General features: G+C 37.4%; 21 protein-coding genes. 13 read left to right on the forward strand and 8 right to left on the reverse strand.

Annotated elements, in window-relative coordinates; all coding sequences use genetic code 11:
* The first annotated feature begins 52 nt into the window (after positions 1 to 52).
* Both CHB68_RS13505 and CHB68_RS13510 read left to right on the forward strand, forming a co-directional pair.
* On the forward strand, positions 53 to 379 hold the full coding sequence (locus tag CHB68_RS13505; protein ID WP_089261510.1) for a YbaB/EbfC family nucleoid-associated protein: 327 nt from the start codon (positions 53 to 55) through the stop codon (positions 377 to 379).
* Positions 380 to 419: 40 nt separating this feature from the next.
* Positions 420 to 872 carry a thioredoxin family protein gene (locus tag CHB68_RS13510; protein WP_089261512.1) on the forward strand — a complete coding sequence of 151 codons (453 nt, stop codon included), beginning with the start codon at positions 420 to 422 and terminating at the stop codon, positions 870 to 872.
* 79 nt (positions 873 to 951) lie between these two features.
* Here CHB68_RS13510 and CHB68_RS13515 read toward each other — a convergent pair whose 3' ends face one another.
* Positions 952 to 2052, reverse strand: coding sequence for an OmpA family protein (locus tag CHB68_RS13515; protein WP_089261514.1), 1101 nt, complete (start codon positions 2050 to 2052; stop codon positions 952 to 954).
* A gap of 188 nt (positions 2053 to 2240) precedes the next feature.
* On the opposite strand from CHB68_RS13515, the gene CHB68_RS13520 reads away from it, so the two are divergent.
* Entirely contained in the window at positions 2241 to 2552 is a 312-nt protein-coding gene (locus CHB68_RS13520) for a YegP family protein (RefSeq protein ID WP_089261516.1), read from the forward strand.
* Positions 2553 to 2565: 13 nt separating this feature from the next.
* On the opposite strand, the gene CHB68_RS13525 is transcribed toward CHB68_RS13520, so the two are convergent.
* Positions 2566 to 3588, reverse strand: coding sequence for a threonine aldolase family protein (locus CHB68_RS13525; protein ID WP_089261518.1), 1023 nt, complete (start codon positions 3586 to 3588; stop codon positions 2566 to 2568).
* An 18-nt stretch (positions 3589 to 3606) separates the two neighbouring features.
* Positions 3607 to 6015 (reverse strand): zinc-dependent metalloprotease, encoded by a 2409-nt coding sequence (locus tag CHB68_RS13530; protein WP_089261520.1) that lies wholly within the window; start codon positions 6013 to 6015, stop codon positions 3607 to 3609.
* A gap of 195 nt (positions 6016 to 6210) precedes the next feature.
* Between CHB68_RS13530 and CHB68_RS13535 the strand changes: the two genes are divergently transcribed.
* The 7 genes from CHB68_RS13535 (at position 6211) to CHB68_RS13565 (ending at position 14193) form a co-directional block, all read left to right on the forward strand.
* Positions 6211 to 7674, forward strand: a complete 1464-nt coding sequence (locus CHB68_RS13535; RefSeq protein WP_089261522.1) for a circularly permuted type 2 ATP-grasp protein — start codon at positions 6211 to 6213, stop codon at positions 7672 to 7674.
* 7 nt (positions 7675 to 7681) lie between these two features.
* Positions 7682 to 8629 (forward strand): alpha-E domain-containing protein, encoded by a 948-nt coding sequence (locus tag CHB68_RS13540; protein ID WP_089261524.1) that lies wholly within the window; start codon positions 7682 to 7684, stop codon positions 8627 to 8629.
* A 25-nt stretch (positions 8630 to 8654) separates the two neighbouring features.
* Positions 8655 to 9509: a transglutaminase-like domain-containing protein gene (locus CHB68_RS13545; protein ID WP_245838942.1), complete on the forward strand. Its 855-nt coding sequence runs from the start codon at positions 8655 to 8657 to the stop codon at positions 9507 to 9509.
* Between the two features lie 64 nt (positions 9510 to 9573).
* A protein-coding gene (gene prfB / locus CHB68_RS13550) for a peptide chain release factor 2 (protein WP_245838943.1) occupies positions 9574 to 10675 on the forward strand; the annotation gives its coding sequence in 2 pieces (ribosomal slippage) (positions 9574 to 9639 and positions 9641 to 10675; 1101 coding nt in all).
* A 62-nt stretch (positions 10676 to 10737) separates the two neighbouring features.
* Positions 10738 to 11091: an arsenate reductase (glutaredoxin) gene (gene arsC / locus CHB68_RS13555; RefSeq protein WP_089261528.1), complete on the forward strand. Its 354-nt coding sequence runs from the start codon at positions 10738 to 10740 to the stop codon at positions 11089 to 11091.
* 74 nt (positions 11092 to 11165) lie between these two features.
* Entirely contained in the window at positions 11166 to 11675 is a 510-nt protein-coding gene (locus CHB68_RS13560) for a hypothetical protein (protein WP_179213204.1), read from the forward strand.
* 4 nt (positions 11676 to 11679) lie between these two features.
* The gene (locus CHB68_RS13565; protein ID WP_089261530.1) at positions 11680 to 14193 is read left to right on the forward strand and encodes an outer membrane beta-barrel family protein; all 2514 of its coding nucleotides are present in this window, start codon (positions 11680 to 11682) and stop codon (positions 14191 to 14193) included.
* Positions 14194 to 14257: 64 nt separating this feature from the next.
* On the opposite strand, the gene CHB68_RS18595 is transcribed toward CHB68_RS13565, so the two are convergent.
* Complete coding sequence (locus CHB68_RS18595; protein ID WP_089261532.1) at positions 14258 to 14431, reverse strand: hypothetical protein; 174 nt, start codon at positions 14429 to 14431, stop codon at positions 14258 to 14260.
* A gap of 169 nt (positions 14432 to 14600) precedes the next feature.
* Between CHB68_RS18595 and fumC the strand changes: the two genes are divergently transcribed.
* Positions 14601 to 16001, forward strand: a complete 1401-nt coding sequence (gene fumC / locus CHB68_RS13575; protein WP_089261534.1) for a class II fumarate hydratase — start codon at positions 14601 to 14603, stop codon at positions 15999 to 16001.
* Between the two features lie 64 nt (positions 16002 to 16065).
* Here fumC and CHB68_RS13580 read toward each other — a convergent pair whose 3' ends face one another.
* Positions 16066 to 16953, reverse strand: coding sequence for a hypothetical protein (locus CHB68_RS13580; RefSeq protein ID WP_089261536.1), 888 nt, complete (start codon positions 16951 to 16953; stop codon positions 16066 to 16068).
* 315 nt (positions 16954 to 17268) lie between these two features.
* Between CHB68_RS13580 and CHB68_RS13585 the strand changes: the two genes are divergently transcribed.
* The gene (locus CHB68_RS13585; RefSeq protein WP_089261537.1) at positions 17269 to 18075 is read left to right on the forward strand and encodes an MBL fold metallo-hydrolase; all 807 of its coding nucleotides are present in this window, start codon (positions 17269 to 17271) and stop codon (positions 18073 to 18075) included.
* Positions 18076 to 18123: 48 nt separating this feature from the next.
* Here CHB68_RS13585 and ettA read toward each other — a convergent pair whose 3' ends face one another.
* The 3 genes from ettA to CHB68_RS13600 all read right to left on the reverse strand — a co-directional run bounded on the left by ettA (position 18124) and on the right by CHB68_RS13600 (position 21109).
* On the reverse strand, positions 18124 to 19815 hold the full coding sequence (gene ettA / locus CHB68_RS13590) for an energy-dependent translational throttle protein EttA (protein WP_089261539.1): 1692 nt from the start codon (positions 19813 to 19815) through the stop codon (positions 18124 to 18126).
* 69 nt (positions 19816 to 19884) lie between these two features.
* Positions 19885 to 20061, reverse strand: coding sequence for a CAL67264 family membrane protein (locus CHB68_RS18600; protein ID WP_089261541.1), 177 nt, complete (start codon positions 20059 to 20061; stop codon positions 19885 to 19887).
* 76 nt (positions 20062 to 20137) lie between these two features.
* The gene (locus CHB68_RS13600) at positions 20138 to 21109 is read right to left on the reverse strand and encodes a Gfo/Idh/MocA family protein (RefSeq protein ID WP_317043829.1); all 972 of its coding nucleotides are present in this window, start codon (positions 21107 to 21109) and stop codon (positions 20138 to 20140) included.
* A 71-nt stretch (positions 21110 to 21180) separates the two neighbouring features.
* Between CHB68_RS13600 and CHB68_RS13605 the strand changes: the two genes are divergently transcribed.
* Complete coding sequence (locus CHB68_RS13605) at positions 21181 to 22809, forward strand: acyl-CoA carboxylase subunit beta (RefSeq protein ID WP_089261545.1); 1629 nt, start codon at positions 21181 to 21183, stop codon at positions 22807 to 22809.
* The last annotated feature ends 23 nt before the right edge of the window (positions 22810 to 22832 follow it).

Raw genomic sequence — 22832 nt, forward strand, 5'->3', positions numbered from 1 at the left:
AAAAAAGAACTGCCTTTTTATTATTTTTGCAAACAACAATAAAACAAAAATTATGTTTGGAGATATGATGGGAATGATGGGCAAACTTAAAGAAACCCAACAAAAAGTTGAGGCAACGAAGAAAAGACTGGATACCGTTACGTTAAATGAAAAATCAAGCGACGGTTTACTAAATGTTACCATAACAGCCAATAGACAAATAAAGGCCATAGATATTGACGATTCTTTACTAGCGGACAAAGAGCAGTTAGAAGATTATCTAATCCTCATCATTAACAAAGCTATTGAGCAGGCTACAAAGGTCAACGAAACAGAATTGGCGGCTGTCGCAAAAGAGGGCATGCCCAATATTCCTGGTATGGATTCGTTATTCAAGTAATACTGGCAAGTTTTTTGCACTGGATATATAAATTTATATAATGAAACATCTATTGGTAATACTGTTATTCCCGTTAATTATTTCTGCACAGGCAGACCTATCGATAACGGAAAATTCAAAATGGCTCACAGATTACGACACAGCTGTGTCCAAGGCAAAAAAACAAGATAAGAATATACTTCTGTATTTTACAGGAAGTGATTGGTGCCCGCCTTGTAAGATGTTAAAACAGGATTTATTTGAAACCGATGGTTTCAAGACGCTTTCTGAGAACTATATATTACTATATGTAGACATTCCAAGAAACAAGGATATCCTATCAAAGAAACAATTGGAACACAACAAGGAATTATTGGGCAAATATAACGCCCGAAAAGTCTTTCCCCTACTAAAGGTATTAAATGCAAAGGGTAAGGAACTGGATGAACTTTCAGGATATAGTATGAACGGGGTGGTAGATTCCCATCTTAATTTACTGGAAAGGAACAAATAATTTTCTTAGATATTAACAATAGAAAAAGGGCTTACACCAACAAGTAAGCCCTTTCATTTAAACAACTAAAACCAACCAATTAGTTATTTATCAATCTAAACTGAGTTCTTCTGTTTACGGCATGTTCCCTAGCTGTACAAGAAACACCATCCTTACATCTGTTCAATAATTTTGTTTCACCATAACCGTTCGCTACCAAAAGACTAGAGTTGATACCTTTGGAAATTAAGTAATCCGCAACAGCCTTAGCTCTTCTTTCGGATAAATCTTGATTGGAAGCAGCTCCTCCTTGCGAATCTGTATGTGAAGCCAATTCAACCTTAACACCAGGATTTTGAGCCAAGACAGGTAACAATCTGTTATCGATAATACTTTTTGCCTGTGAAGTCAAAGTTGCGCTACCAGAATCCCAGTTAATAGGCAATGCTTGATACTCAACCAAAGCACATTCAACTTCTTTCCAAGTTGTAAGGCCACCTTTTTTACTTAATACTTCTCTAGTAATAGTTCTAGTTTTTGCAGGTATGGTCTCTTCTACCGTATAAGCATCCTTATCCAAAACCGTTTTAGTAATCTCCTTATATTCTGCAGGAATGATTTTTTCAACAACTGTAGCCGGAGAAATCAATACTCTTTTAGTGTAAGAACCATTTGTAGAACCTAACGGTGTAGAAGTTGTAGATGCGGCATTGGCAAGAACTTGGGTTGAAACCGTTTCAAATTCCGCAGGATACCCTTTATAACACCAGTATCTACAATCGTCTGGATTACCAGATTCACAATCAGGCGCTGCAACACCTAGCTCCCATTGCGCATATGCAGGTTTAATTTCTAAAGTTTCTGAACTAGGGGAAAAAGATGCAGGAATAACTTTTAATGAATTTCCACCACCTTTAGATACGTAAGTTACAGTCTCTGTACCCCATTTAGCAGGTACTACCGTTAATACTTTTTCTTCTTCCTTTACCAACACACGTTCCGTAATTGTCTTAAATGTCGCGGGCATTGTTTTTAATATTTTATAGGAAGGGGCCGTAGTGATCGATACAGTTTCGTTTACATACACATCTGGAGTTGTACACCGAACATAACATTTACCCGGTTCTGGATTTTCAGGTAAATCTTGTGCCATTGCAAAAGATGCGGTCAAGAATGCAATTGATAATAATACTTTTTTCATTGTAATTAGTGTTTAAAATTTAATAATGGTTATTTAATATGAATGAGATAGATATTGGTTTTTTTGATTCAAAAAGGATTGTAAATTTTATCCATATTGAAGAATTCAACCTCGTTCATTTAGTAAGACACACTATTATTTGATAGGTCACTAATTTTTTGAAAAATTATTATTTATCTTTAAAAGATATGATCAAGATCAATAAAAAAAAGGAGGGCGTTTATATTTTTAAGCTTAAATCTACCAATGGCCGCACCCTATTAAAAAGTGTTCCTTTTTCCAGTAAGGACGACTTGGATAAAACTTTGCAGGAGATTAAGACCAAGCGTAATTTAACAGCAAAAGTGTTTGAACGCAAAACCACTACTGATGGCAAATTTTTGGTTCAGTTAAAGAATTCTTTGGGCGAAACCATTGGGTCCAGCGGTCTATATTCCTCTGAAGCAGGCATGGAAAACGGCATATTAAACATAAAGAATAGTTTAAATACGGAGGACTAAAGAATTTGAAATATTAAAAAGAAACTAATTGTGATAACAATTGCTCATGCATAGCCTGGGTATAATCCAAATGCGTTACCATACGCAACTTACCCTGACCCATTCCTATGATTAGAATATCCTTTTCTTTTAATTTTTCCACAAAGTCCATGCTTGTCATGTACGATTCATCAATTTCAAAAATGACTATATTGGTTTCAATGGGCTCCACTTTTTTTATAAATGGTCTTGCAACCAAAACCTCCCCTATTTCCTTTGCTCTTTTGTGATCCTCAGCAAGACGATCTATATGATGGTCCAACGCATATATAGCTGCTGCGGCCAAAAAACCGGATTGCCGCATACCACCCCCAAATAATTTTCGTATTCGTATAGCTTGCTCCATATGCTCCTTTGTGCCCAATAACAATGAGCCTACCGGACAACCCAAACCTTTGCTCAAACAGACGCTGACCGTATCAAAAAGTTGACCATACTGCAAAGGGTTCTCTTTCTTTTCCACCATTGCATTCCATAATCGTGCTCCGTCAAGATGGTAGCCCAACTTATGTTGCTTACATACTTCACCAATTTTTTCAAGCTCATTGAAATCCCAACAAGTTCCACCACCCTTGTTGGCGGTATTTTCTACGCAGACCAAAGAGGTTAACGGACTATGATAAAAATCTGGAGGATTAATGGCCGAAACTACTTGGGCAGCCGTCATGGTTCCCCTATTGCCATCTATTAACCTACACGAGACACCACTATTAAAACTTACCCCTCCACCTTCATAATTATAGATGTGGGCATATTTGTCGCAAATAAGTTGCTCCGCAGGTTGTGTGTGCAATTTTATTGCGGTTTGGTTGGTCATGGTACCACTAGGAAAAAAGAGGGCCGCCTCCATTCCAAAAAGGTGTGCTACTTTTTCTTCCAAGGCATTTACGGTAGGGTCTTCCTTAAATACGTCATCACCTACCGTTGCCGACATCATGGCATCTAACATGCCCGCCGTGGGCTTCGTTACGGTGTCACTAATAAGATTTATCTGCATAAATATTTGTTGCTAAATTTAGTGGAAACAGTCCATGCCAATTGGAGAACCATCTGGTATTGCAGGTGAAGGAATTACTTTGAACAATTCTGGATGGTCATAAAAATCTTTAATTCTTTTTACCATCTCCCCTTTAATAGGGTCCATATGTTGTTCAGATGCAAAATCCTGTGATATCTTTCTTAACTGCGCATTTGTAATCGCATTTACCTGTGGAGCCACATTGGGGTGGTTTGCCAAATTCATGATATGTGTTAGGACCCTAAAATTAATAGTTACCTGCGCCTCGTTCAAATAGGCGTCCTTATGCTTTTTCATTAATGTATTCGCTACCAATTCGTCAAGTACCTCCTGTAATCCAATATTTTTTTGGTCGATGGATTTTTGCTGAATCAGTCTTGAAGCTCTTTCCGGATGCAATAAAAAGCCCAAGGTCATATCTGCAGCAGTTTCCACAGCGGAAAGGGCATCAAATGTAAGTCCTGTCTTCCCGTTAATGGATTCCCGTGTTCTAGGATGTCCAAAGGCACGAGGCGGAAACAATTTCAACTTATCCTTCGGAATAGCGATAACCTCCGCATTAACGGTATTTAGGATACTGGTCAACGCATCTTTCTGCATGTCTTTATCCGCAATTTCAACAATGTTCTGGCCATCTCCTTTAACCGCATAATTATATTCCAACCCTCCAATAAGCTTTGCTACAGCCTCTGTTTGGTATCTATGAAAGAAATAAAGGGGCACAAAAACATCTTCTAATACAGCAAAGGCCTCCCCAGTTCTAATATTGTTCTCCGAAAAATTATTAATTGCCGTTTTCCTAATTTTTAGCATTTCATCCAGTTCCTTACTTACATTGGTACCGTTGTCCCATAAGTGTGCAAGAACATGTGCGCTACCTTGGGGCCTTGCATCTTGATCGGTTATAAAGCGTAGGCCGTTAGCTGTAGCTTGGTCCAAAATTTTATCCAATTCTTCTTTTTCGTTTACACCTTCAGGAAAGGTTTCATATGAATACGCAACTGAAACCTTGTCCCATGCTCCAATACCATTTTCATAGGCATTTGAAAATTCCACTTCACCATTATGTAATGTAAATTGCGGGTGGGGATAGTCCATCACCGAAGCTTTATTGGTGGTACTGGCAGCATAATTATGCGCAAAACCAAGGGTGTGGCCAATTTCATGGGCAGATAATTGCCTAATACGTGCTATGGCCATTTGTAACATTGGTTCATAATTATCGTCCCGTTCTGCAAAAGGTTGTTTCATTAAGGCCTGTGCAATTAAAAAATCCTGCCTTATGCGCAAACTACCTAGGCTTACGTGGCCTTTCATTATTTCACCTGTACGTGGATCCGTTATACTGCTACCATAGCTCCAACCTCTGGTAGACCTATGCACCCATTGTATAACGTTGTAGCGTACATCCAATTGATCTGCATCATCTGGTAAGATCTTGACCTGAAATGCATCTTTGTAACCTATGGCTTCAAATGCTTGATTCCACCATCTACCCCCTTCCAAAAGGGCCGTACGTACCGGTTCTGGGGTGCCGTTGTCCAAATAATATATTATGGGTTCTACGGCTTCGCTCAATTTGGCAGTAGGGTCCTTCTTTTCAAGCCTATGTCTTCTAATGAATCTTTTTAAGATTGACGATTCTACCGGTGTAGCATAATCATAATAACTAAAAGGTGATGCTCCGGAACGCGGATCAAACTCCCGTGGTTCATAACCATCATCCGGCAAGGCTATAAAAGAATGATGCTCGGCAACGGTTATCAAATTGGCATTGGGGGTCACACTTCTAATATAGCTTCCGGCAGGCTCTCCTTTAAAAGTAAGTGTTACATCAAATTCTACGTTTTGCGGAAAAGCTTTTGTCCGTTCCATAGCCATGGCGCTCTTTGACTTGTCCAAACTATAAGCGCCCTGCTTAGTTCGCTTTAAACGATTGGCAACGCCATGTGCATCCTGCATTAGAAAATCGGTAATATCTATGATATAGGTGCCATTTTTATCTTCCACTATAGGAAAACCATAAAGAATAGATTTTGCAAACGCCTGTTCCACCGAGATACGTTCCAATTCATTTTCCGTATTGGCCCTGAATTTTAAATTTGGCTGCACCAAAAGCAATTTACCACCTGCCTTTTTAAAATAAACAACCTGCTCGTCTCCCAATTGGCCGCGATCCAAACCTATATCATTACTTCCTATACCACTACTTAAGGAATAGACATACAAAAATTCCTTGTTCAATTCCTTTACCTCCAAAAATATTTTATCTGTTTTTTCTTCATAGAAAAAATCAAAAAGGCCATCATACTTTTTCAGGTCCTTTTTTTTATCGCTGAACTGGCCCAACATTACATTGGCCGTTACCAATAACAATATGAATAGTGGCAGGTAATTTTTTTTCATGGTCGTATAGTTTTTTCTAAAAGTATAGAAAAAGTAAGGAATACTAAAGACAACCTTATATCAAAATATGAAAAAACAGGCTTGATAAATAATGTGCCTAATTATTATTAAATATAAATTTCAACATGCCAATTAATACAAATATCACACCTATAAATCATACAATTTCATGTACCTTTTAGGAAAACAACTTCTATGGCAAACATTGAGAGTCAAATATTTGCATCATACCTTAGAAACCCCGATTTATATGATGAATTATACAATAGGGAAGGCAAAATTTCTGAAGTATATCAAAAATTATTCAATCTTTATGGAGAACATTCCATAAGCGATTATATAAATCTGAACTCAAAGGCAAAATCCTCTTTCTTTAATCAAGGAATTACTTTTCAAGTGTACGATGACAAGACCGTACAGGAAAAAATTTTTCCTTTTGATTTGTTTCCGCGCATTATAGATGCCAATGAATGGGAAATCATAGAACAGGGCTCTATACAAAGAAGCAAAGCCTTAAATTTATTTTTATGGGACATTTATCACGACAAAAAAATTTTAAAGGATAAAATTGTTCCTTTGGACCTGATTACTTCATCCGCAAATTATCTGGATCAAATGAACGGGATCGATCCCCCCGGTGGTATTTACAACCATATTTCCGGAACGGATATCATTAAACATAAAGACGGTCAATATTATGTTTTGGAAGATAATATTAGATGCCCATCTGGTGTAAGTTATGTCATATGTAATAGAACAGCACTTAAAAAAGCCTTGTTTGGGGTATTTAACCATTATAAGACCCATGCGGTAACCAATTATGCAGAAAATCTTTTGGACCTTTTGGAAACTGTAAAACCAAATGGTGTTGACGTCCCCAATTGTGTAGTAATAACTCCGGGAATGTACAATTCAGCCTTTTACGAACATTCATATTTGGCCAAGACTATGGGCGTTGAACTTGTTGAAGGTAGGGATCTTTTTGTGGAGAACGATTTTGTCTATATGAAGACCATTAAAGGTCCGGAAAAGGTAGATGTAATCTATAGAAGAATTGATGACCAATTCATTGACCCTTTGGAATTTAAACCGGATTCTTCCTTAGGGGTACCCGGTTTGTTCGCCGCATACAAAAAAGGAAATGTAACCTTAGCTAATGCACCGGGTACCGGGGTAGCAGATGATAAAGCGGTTTACACCTACATGCCACAGATTATAAAATATTATTTAAACGAGGAACCTATTTTAAATAATGTACATACCTACCATTGTAGTAGGCCAGATGAATTGAAATATGTGCTAGAGAACATACAGGAACTTGTCATTAAACCTGTGGATGAAGCGGGCGGTTATGGCATTTCCATTGGAAATAGACTGACCACGGACGAAATAGCGGAAGTCAGGAAGGTCATTAAGGATAATCCTCGCAAATACGTGGCGCAACCCATCATGTCATTATCGGTACACCCTACCTATATAGATGAAACAGAATCTTTTGAACAAAGACATGTGGATCTAAGGACATTTACGGTCTTAGGTAAGGACAAGGAATTTGTATTAAAAGGAGGATTAACACGTGTAGCGCTAAAAAGGGGAAATTTAATCGTAAACTCCTCTCAAGGTGGAGGATCAAAGGACACATGGGTTCTAAAAAAATAAAAACTATATGTTAGCAAGAGTAGCCAATAACCTTTTTTGGATGGGTCGTTATATAGAACGATCGGAACACATAGCACGGTATTTAAACGTAAACTATTTTTCTTCCTTGGATGCACCCAACCAAAAATCGCAAAATAGACAATTTGTACTCCGTTCCATGATGTTTATGGTTGGCAACCCAGTAAACGATGAAGATCAAGTTTTAAATGAAGCCGATATTTTGTATAAAATAGGTCTTGATCCCAATTATAGTTTTTCAATTCTGAACAATGTAAAATACGCAAGGGAAAATGCAAATAGCGCTCGCGATTTAATATCAACGGAACTCTACGAAGCCATAAATAAATTTTACCATTTTGTAATAAATTATCCTGCAGAGGTTTATGTTAAAAATGGTCTGCATGACTTCACCAATAATATTACGGAGATGACTGCGGTACTAAGGGGTAAAATAAGGGGAACTTTATTACATGATGCCACCTATGCTACTATTTTAATGGGGGTGAATATTGAAAGAGCCACCCAAATTACTCGTATGATAAATGCAAAATATAACGATGCCCTAATGGCACAAGGCAGTTATGGCGATAAATTCAGCAAAAGTTTTGAATGGACCACTTTATTAAAATGCGCAGAGTCATATGATATGATGCGCAGGTATTACAAAAAAGCACCAACAAGCATTTCAACGTTAGAATTTTTGATTTTAAATCCTAATTGTCCTAGATCGGTAATGAACGCGCTTAATCAAGTAAATGAACATGTAAAGGTATTGAACCCTGAAAAACGATATAACAAGGATTCTACAGCATTTTTAATTGGTAGGGTCAGGTCAGAATATGAGTTTAAATATATCGAAGAAATTGAGAATGATATAAAATCCTTTATTGAAAATATTCTGAACAGTTTGGATAAGATCAGTAATAAGGTAGATGCAGAGTTTTTTAATTATTAAACAGCACAAAACAAGTACCTTTGCCATGATGCCGAACAAATATGAAATTACCTATACCGCAGAAAATCATTATGACCATTGGGTATATGATGCATATTGGCAATTCCTTATTATACCCATGGAAAACCAAAGTCAATTTGGTGTTGAAATAGAATTTTACAATTCACTTTACGCAAATATTGAGTATTCTACCAATGGCTATGGTTTTAAAACCATAAGAATACACCCTAAAAAGAAGTTTGACAACATATCCTTCAAAGCCAATTTTGAATTTTTCAAGAAAGAAGAAAATCCATTTAACTTTCCATTAGATCTGGATATTTTCAAAGGTTACCAAATGCTTGAAAAACTTGACTTTAAAATAAGTTTTGAACGTTTTTTGAAAGCCACTCAATTTACCCAATTGGAGAAAGCACATGAAACCATGTTCATCTTTGACCCCAAAACATCTATTTTCGACAATCTTCAAGCCCTTAACCACTGGACCTTTAAATTTATACAGTTTAAGACTGGTGTAACAGATGTTGATACTTTGCTGACGGAAATTGTGTTAAAAAAACAAGGTGTTTGTCAAGATTTTACGCATTTGTTCTGTGCATTGGCCAGAAAAAACGGGGTTCCTACCCGGTACGTATCAGGTTACTTAAACCAGGGAAGTGGTTTTTTTGGCGATTCTCAGATGCATGCTTGGGCAGAAGCATATATTCCTGAAATTGGCTGGAAAGGTTTTGACCCTACCAATAATATTTTGGCGAACATTAATCACATTAAAGTCTGTCACGGCAAGGATTACAATGATTGCGCCCCATTAAAAGGTGTGGTATATTCACAAGGAAAAAACCAGACTTCGCATACGGTAACCGTTCAAAGTCAACAATAGGTATTGTAAAAATTACTTCCCAAAGTATATAAAAGAGTCTTACTTTTACCTAAAATTTAAATTTATGAACATTACTACAGACCACTACAAAGGTCTTATAGATCGCCTTGGTGCGTTAAGGAGGTATCTTTGACATTGATGCCAAATTAATAGAAATAGAGAATGAACAGGAAAAGACCTTGGCCCCAGATTTCTGGAACAATCCACAGGAGGCCCAGGCACATATGAAATATATCCAATCCAAAAAGCAATGGGTAGATGATTACAATGCAGCAGAAGCCATTATTGCAGAATTGGAGGTATTGATAGAATTTCATCAAGAAGGTGAGGTTTCTGAAGATGAGGTAGCTGATCAATATGAAAAAGCCCTTAATGTTCTTGAAAAAATGGAATTCAAGAATATGTTATCTGAAGAAGGTGATGAATTGCCTGCAGTCCTACAAATAACCGCAGGTGCCGGTGGTACTGAAAGTTGTGATTGGGCGGCAATGCTCATGCGTATGTATATGATGTGGGCAGAAAAAAATGGATTTAAGATCAAGGAGCTCAACTATCAAGAAGGAGATGTAGCCGGTATAAAGACCGTGACGTTGGAGATAGATGGCGAATTCGGTTTTGGTTGGCTTAAAGGTGAAAATGGTGTACATAGATTGGTGCGTATTTCCCCTTTTGATAGTAACGCAAAACGGCATACTTCTTTTGTATCCGTATATGTATACCCTTTGGTAGATGATAGCATTGAGGTGGATGTCAACCCAGCGGATATTACGATTACTACCGCAAGATCCAGTGGTGCAGGTGGTCAAAACGTAAACAAAGTGGAAACCAAAGTACAGCTAACCCACCACCCAACGGGAATTCAGATTTCATGTTCAGACAGTAGAAGCCAGCATGACAACAGGGCTACGGCAATGAAGATGCTTAAATCGCAATTATATGAAATAGAATTGCGTAAAAAAATGGAAGCCAGGCAAGAAATAGAATCGTCTAAAATGAAGATTGAATGGGGTTCGCAGATTAGAAATTATGTCATGCACCCTTATAAACTGGTAAAAGATGTGCGTACCGGGGAAGAAACCGGAAATATTGACGCCGTAATGGATGGTGATATAGATAGGTTCTTAAAAGCCTTTTTAATGATGATGGGCCAAAAAGAGGAAGAGTAACACTTTTAAGGTTTACTGATGTTTTCCTATATTGTAAATTAAGTATATATAGTAAAAATACCATGATTAAGATCTACCATAATCCCAGATGTAGAAAATCTAGGGAAGGCCTTGAAATTTTAGAAAATTCTGGCAAGAAATTTGAAGTAATTAGATATCTGGATGATGTCCCAACGAAGAAGGAACTTAAAGAAGTAATCAGCTGCCTGGACATTAAACCTATAAATTTGGTGAGGAAGTCAGAGTCAATTTGGAAGGAAAAATTTAAAAATAGACCATTGAGCGATGAAGAAATAATAGATGCAATGATATCCTATCCTAAACTAATAGAAAGGCCAATCGTTATTAAAAACAATAGTGCCGTTATTGGTAGACCACCAGAAAATATATCCAATCTAATTAATGGAGAGGTTTAAGTAGACCGTAAATATCTTAACAAATAATTAACCAAACACGGTTAAACCTAATTGAAAAATTATAATCAAAGCACATGAAAAAAGTAGCAAAATTCAGTAGTCTTAAGTTCTTGATCTTACTGTCGGTTCTATTTGCAGGTAGCGAGCTATATGCCCAATATGGATATGGTAGCGGTTATGGTTACGGCTCTAGGGGTGGTTATGGTTATGGCAGACAAAGAAGTTCCATACCGCAAGCTCAGGAGACCCAAAAAGAACCAGAGCCCAAAACTGCAGAGGAATTGGTAGATGGAGAAATGCCTAGAATTACAGAAGCTCTTGGATTAAATGAATTTGAGCAGGCAGTTTTAAGTTCGGTACTTAAAAAATATGTACAAGAACGAATAGAAGCTCAAATATTAAAGCTTCCTCCAGAAAAAATGAGGGAAGTTTATGATAATATTACAAAAAGACAGGACGAGGAATTAAAGGCTGGACTACCGTTAGAAAAGTACGAAGCCTTTGTTGCTTTACAAAAAGATGGTGTATCAAAAACACTGAAGAAAAAAAAGAAAAAAACTAAACGAAAGAAACCTAAAAATTGATTTGATGAAAAAACTTTTTCCCTTACTCCTAATTTTAGCTTTACAACCAATATTTAGCCAAACACCTCAAGGAGAAAGGGGAAGAGGCAATGGACAGGGGCTACGAGACGCTACACCCATTGAAATTACAGGAAAAGTACTGGACAAGGAAAACGACATGCCCTTGGAGTATGCCACCCTTGTATTGCAAAGTGTGGAAAACCCTGATCAAATTTCGGGTGGAATAACCGATTTGGACGGTAATTTTAATGTAGAGGCCAAGCCTGGCAAATACAATATTTCCATAGAATATATTTCTTATAAGACATACAAGTTACCCAACCAGACCTTGACAGAATCTACAGATCTTGGCACCATAAGATTAGCCTTGGACGTTGCCCAGTTAGATGCCGTAGAAGTGGTAGGTGAGAAAACTACGGTAGAGGTTCGTTTGGATAAAAAAATATACAATATAGGTAAAGACCTTACTAATAGTGGCGCTACGATTACAGATGCCCTTAACAATGTACCATCTGTAGATGTAGATGTAGAAGGCGCCATTAGCCTAAGGGGTAACGAAAATGTACGTATCTTGATAAATGGTAAACCATCTGCATTGGCAGGCTTTGGTTCTACAGATGCCCTTACCCAACTACCTGCGGACGCTATAGAAAAAGTTGAAGTAATTACCAGTCCGTCTGCCCGATATGATGCCGAAGGAACAGCCGGTATTTTAAACATAATTCTTAAAAAAGAAAAAACTTTAGGCTTCAACGGATCCGTGAATACGACTATTGGGTATCCCGTTAATAGTGGTATATCTGTCAATGCCAATTTACGAACAGATAAATTTAATATTTTCAATACTACAGGTTATAGCTATAGAGATGCCCCAGGAAATGCATTTTTTGACAACACCTATACGTCAGGTAGTTTTGATAGAATTATAGAGGACAGGGAATATAATAGAATGCGTAAAGGCTTTAATACCAACCTTGGCCTTGAATATTTTATTACCGAAGAATCCTCTATTACCGGTAGTGTTTTTTATAGAACATCAGACAGTGAGGATAGTACGGAAAATACCAATCAACGATTTATTGATAGTTCAATAAGCAGTGAAACTTTTAGGACGGAAGATGAAACAGAAGATGATGAAAACTACCAATTCTCACTTAATTATGTGAATAACTTAGATGATGATGGTCAAAAATTAACTGTAGACCTTCAATATTCTAACGGGGAGGAAACCAAATTTTCAATTATAGAGGAGAACAATACGGTACCCAACCAAGATTTACTGGTTCTAGAAAATGTATTTGAAATTGAATCTGAAAACGAATATTTGGTACAAGCGGATTATGTATTACCTATGGGAGATGCTCAATTTGAAGTCGGATATAGGGGCACGTTTGAAGAGGACGTCACGGATTATAGATTAGATTCATTGAACCAATCTACCAATCAGTTTGATATAAATGAAAACTTGACCAATATATTTACGTATACAGAAAATGTAAATGCGCTTTACACCCAATACGGAAATAAGTTTGGAAAATTCTCTTTTCTCCTAGGATTACGATTAGAGAATACACAGTTAAAAGGACAATTGGATTCGGAATTTGACACTACCGAGCTAGAAGAACAATTAGGTGTAGATGTAGATGTAAATTTCGACAAGAATTATTTAGGCCTTTTCCCTACCCTCAACTTTATCTTTGAACTGGCAGAAAATGAAAATATCTCATTAGGGTACAATAGAAGGATAAATAGACCTAGAGGTAGATTTGTAAACCCTTTTCCTTCCCGTTCAAGTAGGACCAATATTTTTCAAGGTAACCCAGACCTTAATCCGGCATTTTCCAATGCTTTTGACCTAGGCTATCTAAAACGGTGGGATAAGCTGACCTTTACCTCATCTGTTTATTACCAAAGAGAAACAGATTCTTTTGAAAGGGTACAGGAAGAAACCGGACAGACCACAACAGATGGTATTGAAATAATAAGATCAATACCAATTAACCTTTCCACCAACGATAGAATAGGTGTAGAAGCCGGTATGCTATACAATCCCACAAGATGGTTACGCTTAAACTCTAGCTTTAACTTCTTTCAATTTTCTACAGAAGGTATGTTCAATGGTATTGATTATGGTGCCAACAATACAAGTTGGTTTGCCAGGTTTAGCTCAAAAGTATCTTTACCATCTAAAATAGATTGGCAAACAAATGCTTTTTATAGAGGTCCATCACAAAACGCACAAACAGAAAATAAAGGCATATTCTCTTTGAACCTAGCTTTCAGCAAGGATATTCTTAACGATAACGGTACGATATCCATGAATGTAAGCGATTTGTTGAATTCAAGAAAAAGAAGATCATATACCGAAACCGAGTTCTTTACTTCTGAGAGTGAATTTCAATGGAGAAGAAGGCAGGTTACCCTAGGTTTTGTATATCGATTTAATCAACCAAAGGAGAAAAATAGAAACAATCGTAGAAATGGACAGGATGAAGGAGAAGAAGAAATAGAAGGTTAAGAAAATAATCCCATATAAAAAAAGAAGCCAATTGGCTTCTTTTTTTATATCTATATATTTTAATCTAAGCCTCCCTTTGGGCCTTCTTTTTATCGCGTCTTTCTTTTAGCAATTCAATAATGTTTCCACCTAACCAGTAAGGGACAACAAATAATAACAAAAACATCATCAGCCAAAAACCAATGGTCAATATGGTTAAAAAAGCTAAAAATCCTAAATATTGGTCAAATTCAAACATATCTTATTCCTTATATTTTACAAAGATACCATAATCGAATTATTTTTTGCAAACGTTCCGTAAAATAAATTTAAGATTACCAACAATCTTGTCACCATAAAAATAAAAGTATGCCTTATTTTTGAGGCTATTAAAACGAAATAACCCAAGATTCATAAAAATAGAAAATATGGAATATAGAATCGAGAAAGATACCATGGGTAATGTAGAAGTACCCAAGGATAAATATTGGGGGGCGCAAACAGAGCGCTCTCGAAACAATTTTAAAATTGGCCCCGCTGCATCAATGCCGTTGGATATTGTATATGGATTTGCCTATTTAAAAAAATCCGCAGCATATGCCAATTGTGAACTTGGCGTCCTAGCGGTCGAAAAAAGAGATTTAATCGCTCAAGTATGCGATGAAATTTTAAAAGGTAAACATGATGACCAGTTTCCTTTGGTTATCTGGCAAACAGGTTCTGGCACACAAAGTAATATGAACGTCAATGAAGTTATTGCCAATAGGGCCCATGAAATTGCCGGTAAAGTCATTGGAGAAGGCGATAAGACTATCCAACCTAATGATGATGTCAACAAATCGCAGTCCTCTAATGATACCTTCCCTACCGGTATGCATATTGCAGCCTATAAAAAAATTGTGGAGGTTACTATACCAGGAGTAACGCAATTAAGGGATACTTTACAGAAGAAGTCTAAAGAATTTAAGGATGTGGTCAAGATTGGGCGAACCCATTTAATGGATGCTACTCCACTAACCCTTGGCCAAGAATTCTCAGGTTATGTATCTCAATTGGACCATGGCTTAAAAGCATTAAAAAACACCTTGTCCCATTTAAGTGAGCTGGCTCTTGGAGGCACTGCTGTTGGTACCGGACTCAATACACCGGAAGGATATGATGTTCTTGTAGCCAAATACATTGCTGAATTTACGGGAATGCCATTTATTACCGCCGAAAATAAGTTTGAGGCACTAGCCGCCCATGATGCCATAGTTGAAAGCCATGGTGCTTTAAAACAGCTTGCCGTATCTTTGAACAAAATAGCGAACGATATAAGGATGATGGCCTCAGGTCCCCGTTCTGGAATTGGTGAAATTATAATTCCCGCCAACGAACCTGGCAGTTCTATAATGCCAGGAAAAGTGAATCCTACACAGTGTGAAGCTTTGACAATGGTGTGTGCTCAGGTAATGGGTAATGATGTGGCAATTAGTGTTGGCGGAACCCAAGGACATTATGAGTTAAATGTATTTAAGCCTATGATGGCGGCTAACATTTTACAATCTGCACAATTGATCGGTGATGCTTGTGTAAGTTTTGAGGAACACTGTGCGGCCGGTATAGAGCCCAATTATGAAGTTATAAAACAATTATTGAACAATTCATTAATGTTGGTAACTGCATTAAATACCAAGATTGGATATTATAAAGCTGCAGAAATTGCAAACACTGCCCATAAAAACGGGACTACATTAAAAGAGGAAGCAGTAAATCTGGGCTATGTAAGTGCAGAGGATTATGATAACTGGGTTAAACCGGAAAATATGGTGGGCAGTTTAAAGAAATAAGCAGAACACCCGCTTAAATACAAAAAGGCGACCAAATTGGCCGCCTTTTTTTTTTGAAGAAATTTTATTTTAAAACAAATTTAGAAGTTCCCAATAATTTTAATTGGTCATCATATACGTTCACCATATAATTACCATCCTTAAAATCTCCGGCAGGCTTATTAATGTAATCACACACATCCAAAGATTTGTTTTCAAAATAAAAATTGGTCTGTTTGCTATACGTAACGGAAGCACCATTATCATTAGTCTGGGAATTACTACCACCTAAAACATTGCCCTGTGGATCCAACACTTCTAAATAAAATGTTCTATCACCAGCTTGTGCAATAACATTATCGGCAACAGTAAAACAGATTTTAAATTTATCCGTAGCCCTTGCACGTTGGGTTGAGACCAATTTACCGCTATTTCTTTCCTTAACGGCATCTACATTAAATTTAGATAAGTTCAAAGCAGAACCTTTTTCAACCACTTGGGCCAAGTTGGTATTCTGTACTACTAATGAATCATTGAAAACAGTTTGTTTTTCCAACTCTACATATGTACTATCTCTTTGCATTGCGATCATTGAATTAGAGCGTGTTAAAGAATCAACTTGCTTTAATAATTGCTCTCTCTCAGCTTTCAATACACTTACTTGTCTTCTGTATCTTGACAAGGAACTAATATCAGCCTTCATCGTTTTAACAGAGTCAATATATTTTGCAATATTGTCCCTTGCACTTACCAACTCCTCATTAGTAGCATTGCTTTCCAATATAGCTTTGTCATATTCAGATTTTAAGCTATTTAAATCTTCGACTACCAATTCCTTTTCTTTAGAAAGAACAACTTCTGTCTTTTTCTTATCTTGATAAAGACTAACTGTGTAAATGATAGTTCCTAAAAGCACAACGCCTAAAAGGGCGGTTAAAACTTTTAAACCATTGTTATTTTTTGTTTCGGTCATAATTGTAAATTTAATAAAGTGTCTGTTTGTTAAGGTTATATACGAGTGGTTTTAAAATTTAGACTTTTTAAACGTTAAATTAATTTGGGATAAAATCCTCAAACCCTAATGAATCGTCTATCTTAGAGCTAATTTAACAAATAAATATCTACTGTGTTAACAATAGTAGCATTACCATTAAAATATGTTCATAATTTTACGATTTTAAAGAGGGTTCCCTACAATAAGAGAGATACTTTAATCATACAAAACTGAATTTTACAACAGCAATATATTACAGACCGGAAATGCAAATAACAATTTAAATACTATATGATGATAACTAAAAATTTACTTTTAATGGTATTGGCCGCCATCCTTATAATAGGATGTAAGGAAGATAAAAAACAGCCCAATACCAGTTCAGATACTATTAAGGAAGATGTGTCACAATCTACCGGTACAATAGAAAGAAAGGTTCAAATAATTCCTATTGAACATGCTACAGCGGTTATTGAATGGGGAGAAACTACAATTTATATTGACCCAACAGGTGGTGCCGCTGCTTTTGAAGGGCAAAAGAAACCAGATATAATTTTAATTACAGATATTCATGGCGACCATTTTAATTTAGAAACATTGGAAGCCCTAGATACTTCTTCCGCAACCTTTATAGTGCCTCAAGCCGTAGCGGATGATATGCCAGAGCAATATGCCCAGCAATTGGAAATATTGAACAATGGGGAGAATAAAGAGCTTTACCAAGTAGGTATAGAAGCTATACCAATGTACAATTTAAGGGAAGATGCCAAAAACTTTCATGTAAAGGGACGTGGAAATGGATATGTGCTTACATTGGATGATCAACGTATCTATTTCTCTGGTGATACAGAGGATATTTCTGAAATGCGCTCATTAAAAAATATTGACAAGGCCTTTATCTGCATGAACCTACCTTACACCATGACCGAGGAAAGTGCCGCCGCTGCAGTACTGGATTTCAAACCAAAACAAGTCTATCCTTACCATTATAGAGGTAGACCGGACGTTAGTGATGTAGAAAAATTTAAAAATTTGGTAAATGCAGCCAATCAAGATATTGAAGTTGTACAATTGGATTGGTACCCTAACGAGGAATATTAGAAAAAAGACATTCTAAAAACCAAAAAGCCCGCAATTGCGGGCTTTTTGTTACCTAATAAGTTTTTTGTATTTGATTCGCTTTGGCATTAAATCCCCTCCAAGTCGTTTTTTCTTGTTCTCTTCATAATCTGAAAAAGAGCCCTCAAAAAAGTAAACTTGGGAATTACCTTCAAAAGCCAAAATATGTGTACAGATACGATCTAAGAACCATCTATCGTGCGAAATAACTACAGCACATCCTGCAAAATTCTCCAAACCTTCTTCTAAGGCACGAAGCGTATTTACATCCAAGTCGTTGGTAGGCTCATCCAATAATAGCACGTTACCTTCTTCCTTGAGTGTCATGGCCAAGTGTAAGCGGTTACGCTCACCACCGGATAACATACTAACCTTTTTATTTTGTTCACTTCCAGAGAAATTGAACCTACTTAAATAGGCCCTGGAATTCACCTGTTTACCGCCCATCATGACCAGTTCTTGCTCGTCGCTAAAATTTTGCCAAATGGTTTTATCTGGATCTATGTTGGAATGACTTTGGTCAACATAGGCAATTTTAGCCGTATCCCCAGTAATAAACTCTCCTTTATCTGGAGTTTCCTCACCCATTATCATTCTGAAAATTGTGGTCTTACCCGCACCATTAGGTCCAATTATCCCAACAATTCCCGCTTGGGGTAATTTAAAATTCAGGTCTTCGTACAACAATTTATCATCATATGCCTTACTTACCCCATTGGCCTCAATAACATTTGTTCCCAGACGGGGTCCGTTTGGAATATAAATCTCCAGTTTTTCATCAAGCTGTTTTTGGTCTTGGCTCATCAGCTTGTCATAATTCTTTAAACGAGCCTTTTGCTTGGTCTGCCTACCTTTTGCCCCTTGACGAACCCATTCCAATTCTCGCTCCAATGTTTTCTGTCTTTTGGAAGCCGTTTTACTTTCCTGGGCCAAACGTTTGGATTTTTGATCTAACCAAGAGGAATAGTTCCCCTTCCAAGGAATGCCTTCTCCCCTATCCAATTCAAGGATCCAACCGGCAACATTATCCAAAAAATACCTATCATGGGTAACGGCTATGACCGTACCCTTATATTGTGCCAAATGATGTTCCAGCCAATGTACCGATTCTGCATCCAAGTGGTTTGTAGGCTCATCCAATAAAAGAATTTCAGGTTCCTGCAACAACAATCTGCATAATGCCACCCTTCTTCTTTCCCCTCCGGACAATACCGCTATTTTTTTATCGGGTTCTGGCGTACGTAGGGCATCCATGGCAATTTCCAGTTTGGTATCCAATTCCCAAGCGTTGGCAGCATCAATTTTATCCTGCAATACCGCCTGTTGATCCATTAATTTCTGCATTTTATCCGCATCCTCATATACCTCTGGAAGACCAAACATATCATTGATCTTATTGTATTCATCCAGAATGGCAACGGTTTCCGCTACACCTTCCTTTACAATTTCCAATACGGTCTTGTTTTCATCCAATTCGGGCTCTTGCTCCAAATAGCCCACTTTGTAGCCGGGAGAGAATACTACATCCCCTTGAAAATTTTTATCGACCCCGGCAATAATCTTCAACAAGGTTGATTTACCGGACCCGTTCAGTCCCAAAATACCGATCTTGGCACCGTAAAAGAAACTTAAATAAATATTCTTTAATACCGGTGTATTGGCATTTTTATAGGTTTTCGTAACTCCTGACATGGAGAAGATTACCTTCTTATCATCTGACATAAAATACTGTATTAATTGAATTATTATAACCCTGTAGATATTTTATACCCACAGTTGAACCAAGAAGTCCTAAACCCTGCCTTTAAGTGCGTTGAAAACCCAGGCAATGGCAAAGAAACCTATACCTACGGAAGCAAACCCCCATCCTGCAACATCATCATAACGAAAAGCGCCTAATGCGATCAAGGCCAAGCCTACAAATATCATAATAAAAGTGGCCCATGCGAGCACTGTGTTCTTGTTCATGTTCTATTGAATTATAAATTAAGCGAACTTCAAATATCGTAAATTTTAAAACATCTGTCCAATTTTAACTATGCTATTATTCAAAGGGGAAAACAATTCCTGTTTTACTCCTTACGGTATCCATAATTTCTATTAAATCCAAGCTGTTCTTATGGCTCCATAAACTACTTTCCTTTTTTCCTGAGTTTAGGCAAGTATGTACCTCTTCAATTTCATAGGTATAGCCTTTTCCAAGCTTACCTACTTCATTTACAGTAGAGTCTCCATCAACTTCCAAGGTATATCCTGTTGTTTCGTGCCATCTTGGATGAATATAGATAGATCCCTTGCTACCTGCAATTTCTGCTTTCATTTCAGAATTGGAGTTTAAACCGCTATAAAGCATAGCCTGGGCTTTTTCATAACTAAAAATCATACTGACCTGCATTTCTACACCAGTTTTAAAAAAATGTGCAGAAGCTTTGATATCCTTGGGCATACCCAATAACAAATACGATAGAAATATGGGATAGATACCAATATCCAATAACGAACCACCGGCAAGTGATGTATTCAAGAGCCTGCCTTTTTCATCCCTATCCAATGCATAGAAAGCAAAGTCTGCATGTAAATATCCAATATCGCCAATGCTACCATCGTCTACCATTTCCTTGACTTTTTTAATGGTTGGGTTAAACCTGCTCCATAAGGCTTCCATTAAAAAAACATTTTGTGCCCTTGCCACCTGAAACATTTCCTTGACCTGATCTTTATTGACCCCAATAGGTTTTTCACAGAGTACATTAATACCATGGTTCATGGCGGCTATACTGAGTTCTGCATGAGAAGTGTGCGGTGTGGCTATATATACGACATCTACCGTATTACTTTTAAACAGCTCCTCATAACTTCCATAAGCATTTGGCGCTCCGTAAATTGCCGAAAAGCCTTTTGCCTTTTCCAAATCTCTTGAAGCTACCGATACCAGCTCTCCACCACGGACCAATGCCAAATCCTTTGAAAAACTATGTGCTATATTTCCGGCACCGACTATACCCCATTTAATCATACTTTCTATTTTTGTTGCATGTACACCAAAATTAACTTCTTATCTTTATCCGAAGAAAAGAAATTAAGCTAATGGATTTAAAATTCAATCAGAACGAAGATAAGAATAAGTTGTTATTATCAGACTTACGGCGCAAACTGGCAGAAGTCCAATTAGGAGGAGGAAAGGCAAAAATTGCCAAGCAGCACGACCAAGGCAAAATGACGGCCAGAGAGCGCATAGACTATCTTTTGGATCCAAAATCTGAACGAATTGAAATTGGCGCCTTTGTAGGAGAAGGTATGTATAAAGAACATGGTGGCTGCCCTTCTGGCGGTGTTGTCATAAAAATTGGATATGTAAAAGGAAAGCAATGTATCGTAGTAGCCAATGATGCGACTGTAAAAGCAGGCGCATGGTTCCCTATTACCGCAAAAAAAAATCTACGTGCCCAAGAAATTGCCATTGAAAATAGATTACCGATCATTTACTTGGTAGATAGCGCCGGGGTATACCTACCCATGCAAGACGAAATTTTTCCCGACAAGGAACATTTTGGAAGAATATTCAGGAACAATGCTATAATGAGCAGTATGGGTATTACCCAAATATCTGCCGTAATGGGAAGTTGTGTTGCAGGTGGTGCGTACTTGCCTATAATGAGTGATGAGGCATTGATCGTCGATAAAACGGCAAGTATATTTTTGGCAGGTAGTTACCTGGTAAAAGCGGCCATAGGTGAAAGTATTGATAATGAAACCTTGGGCGGCGCTACTACCCATTGTGAAATTAGTGGTGTTACCGATTATAAAGCTAAAGATGATGCAGCAGCATTGGACACTATTAAAAATATTATGGATAAAATCGGTGATTTTCCTCGAGCTGGTTTTAACCGAAAAAAAAGCATGAAACCCCAAGAGAATCCAGAGGATATATACGGCATATTGCCCGGTTCAAGAGCGGAGCAATATGATATGATGGAAATCATTAAACGCTTGGTGGACAATTCTGAATTTGAAGAATACAAAGCCGGATACGGACAAACCATATTGACCGGATATGCCCGTATAGATGGCTGGGCGGTAGGTATCGTTGCCAATCAAAGAAAAGTGGTCAAGACCAAAAAAGGGGAAATGCAGTTTGGCGGAGTCATTTATTCCGACTCTGCAGATAAAGCGACACGATTTATTGCCAATTGCAATCAAAAGAAAATTCCGCTGGTGTTTTTACAGGATGTTACCGGTTTTATGGTAGGTAGTAAAAGTGAACATGGCGGAATCATTAAAGATGGTGCCAAAATGGTAAATGCGGTTAGTAACTCCGTCGTGCCAAAATTCACTATCGTAATAGGAAATAGCTACGGCGCAGGAAATTATGCCATGTGCGGTAAAGCTTATGACCCTAGGTTGATTGTTGCCTGGCCAAGCGCAGAATTAGCTGTAATGAGCGGAAACTCTGCTGCAAAAGTTTTATTACAAATTGAGAAGGCTTCATTGAAAAAGAAAGGTGAAACCATCACTGAGGAAAAAGAAACGGAGCTTTACGATAAGATAAAGAAAAGATATGACAATCAAGTTTCTCCATACTACGCGGCATCGAGATTATGGACCGATGCTATTATAGACCCCAAAGACACCCGTAAATGGATATCAATGGGTATCGAAGCTGCAGACCATGCACCAATCGAGAAGCCTTTTAATATGGGGGTTTTGCAGGTTTAAATTGATTAGATATAATTTTTTGA

The sequence above is a fragment of the Maribacter sedimenticola genome (assembly GCF_900188415.1).
GTDB lineage: Bacteria > Bacteroidota > Bacteroidia > Flavobacteriales > Flavobacteriaceae > Maribacter > Maribacter sedimenticola.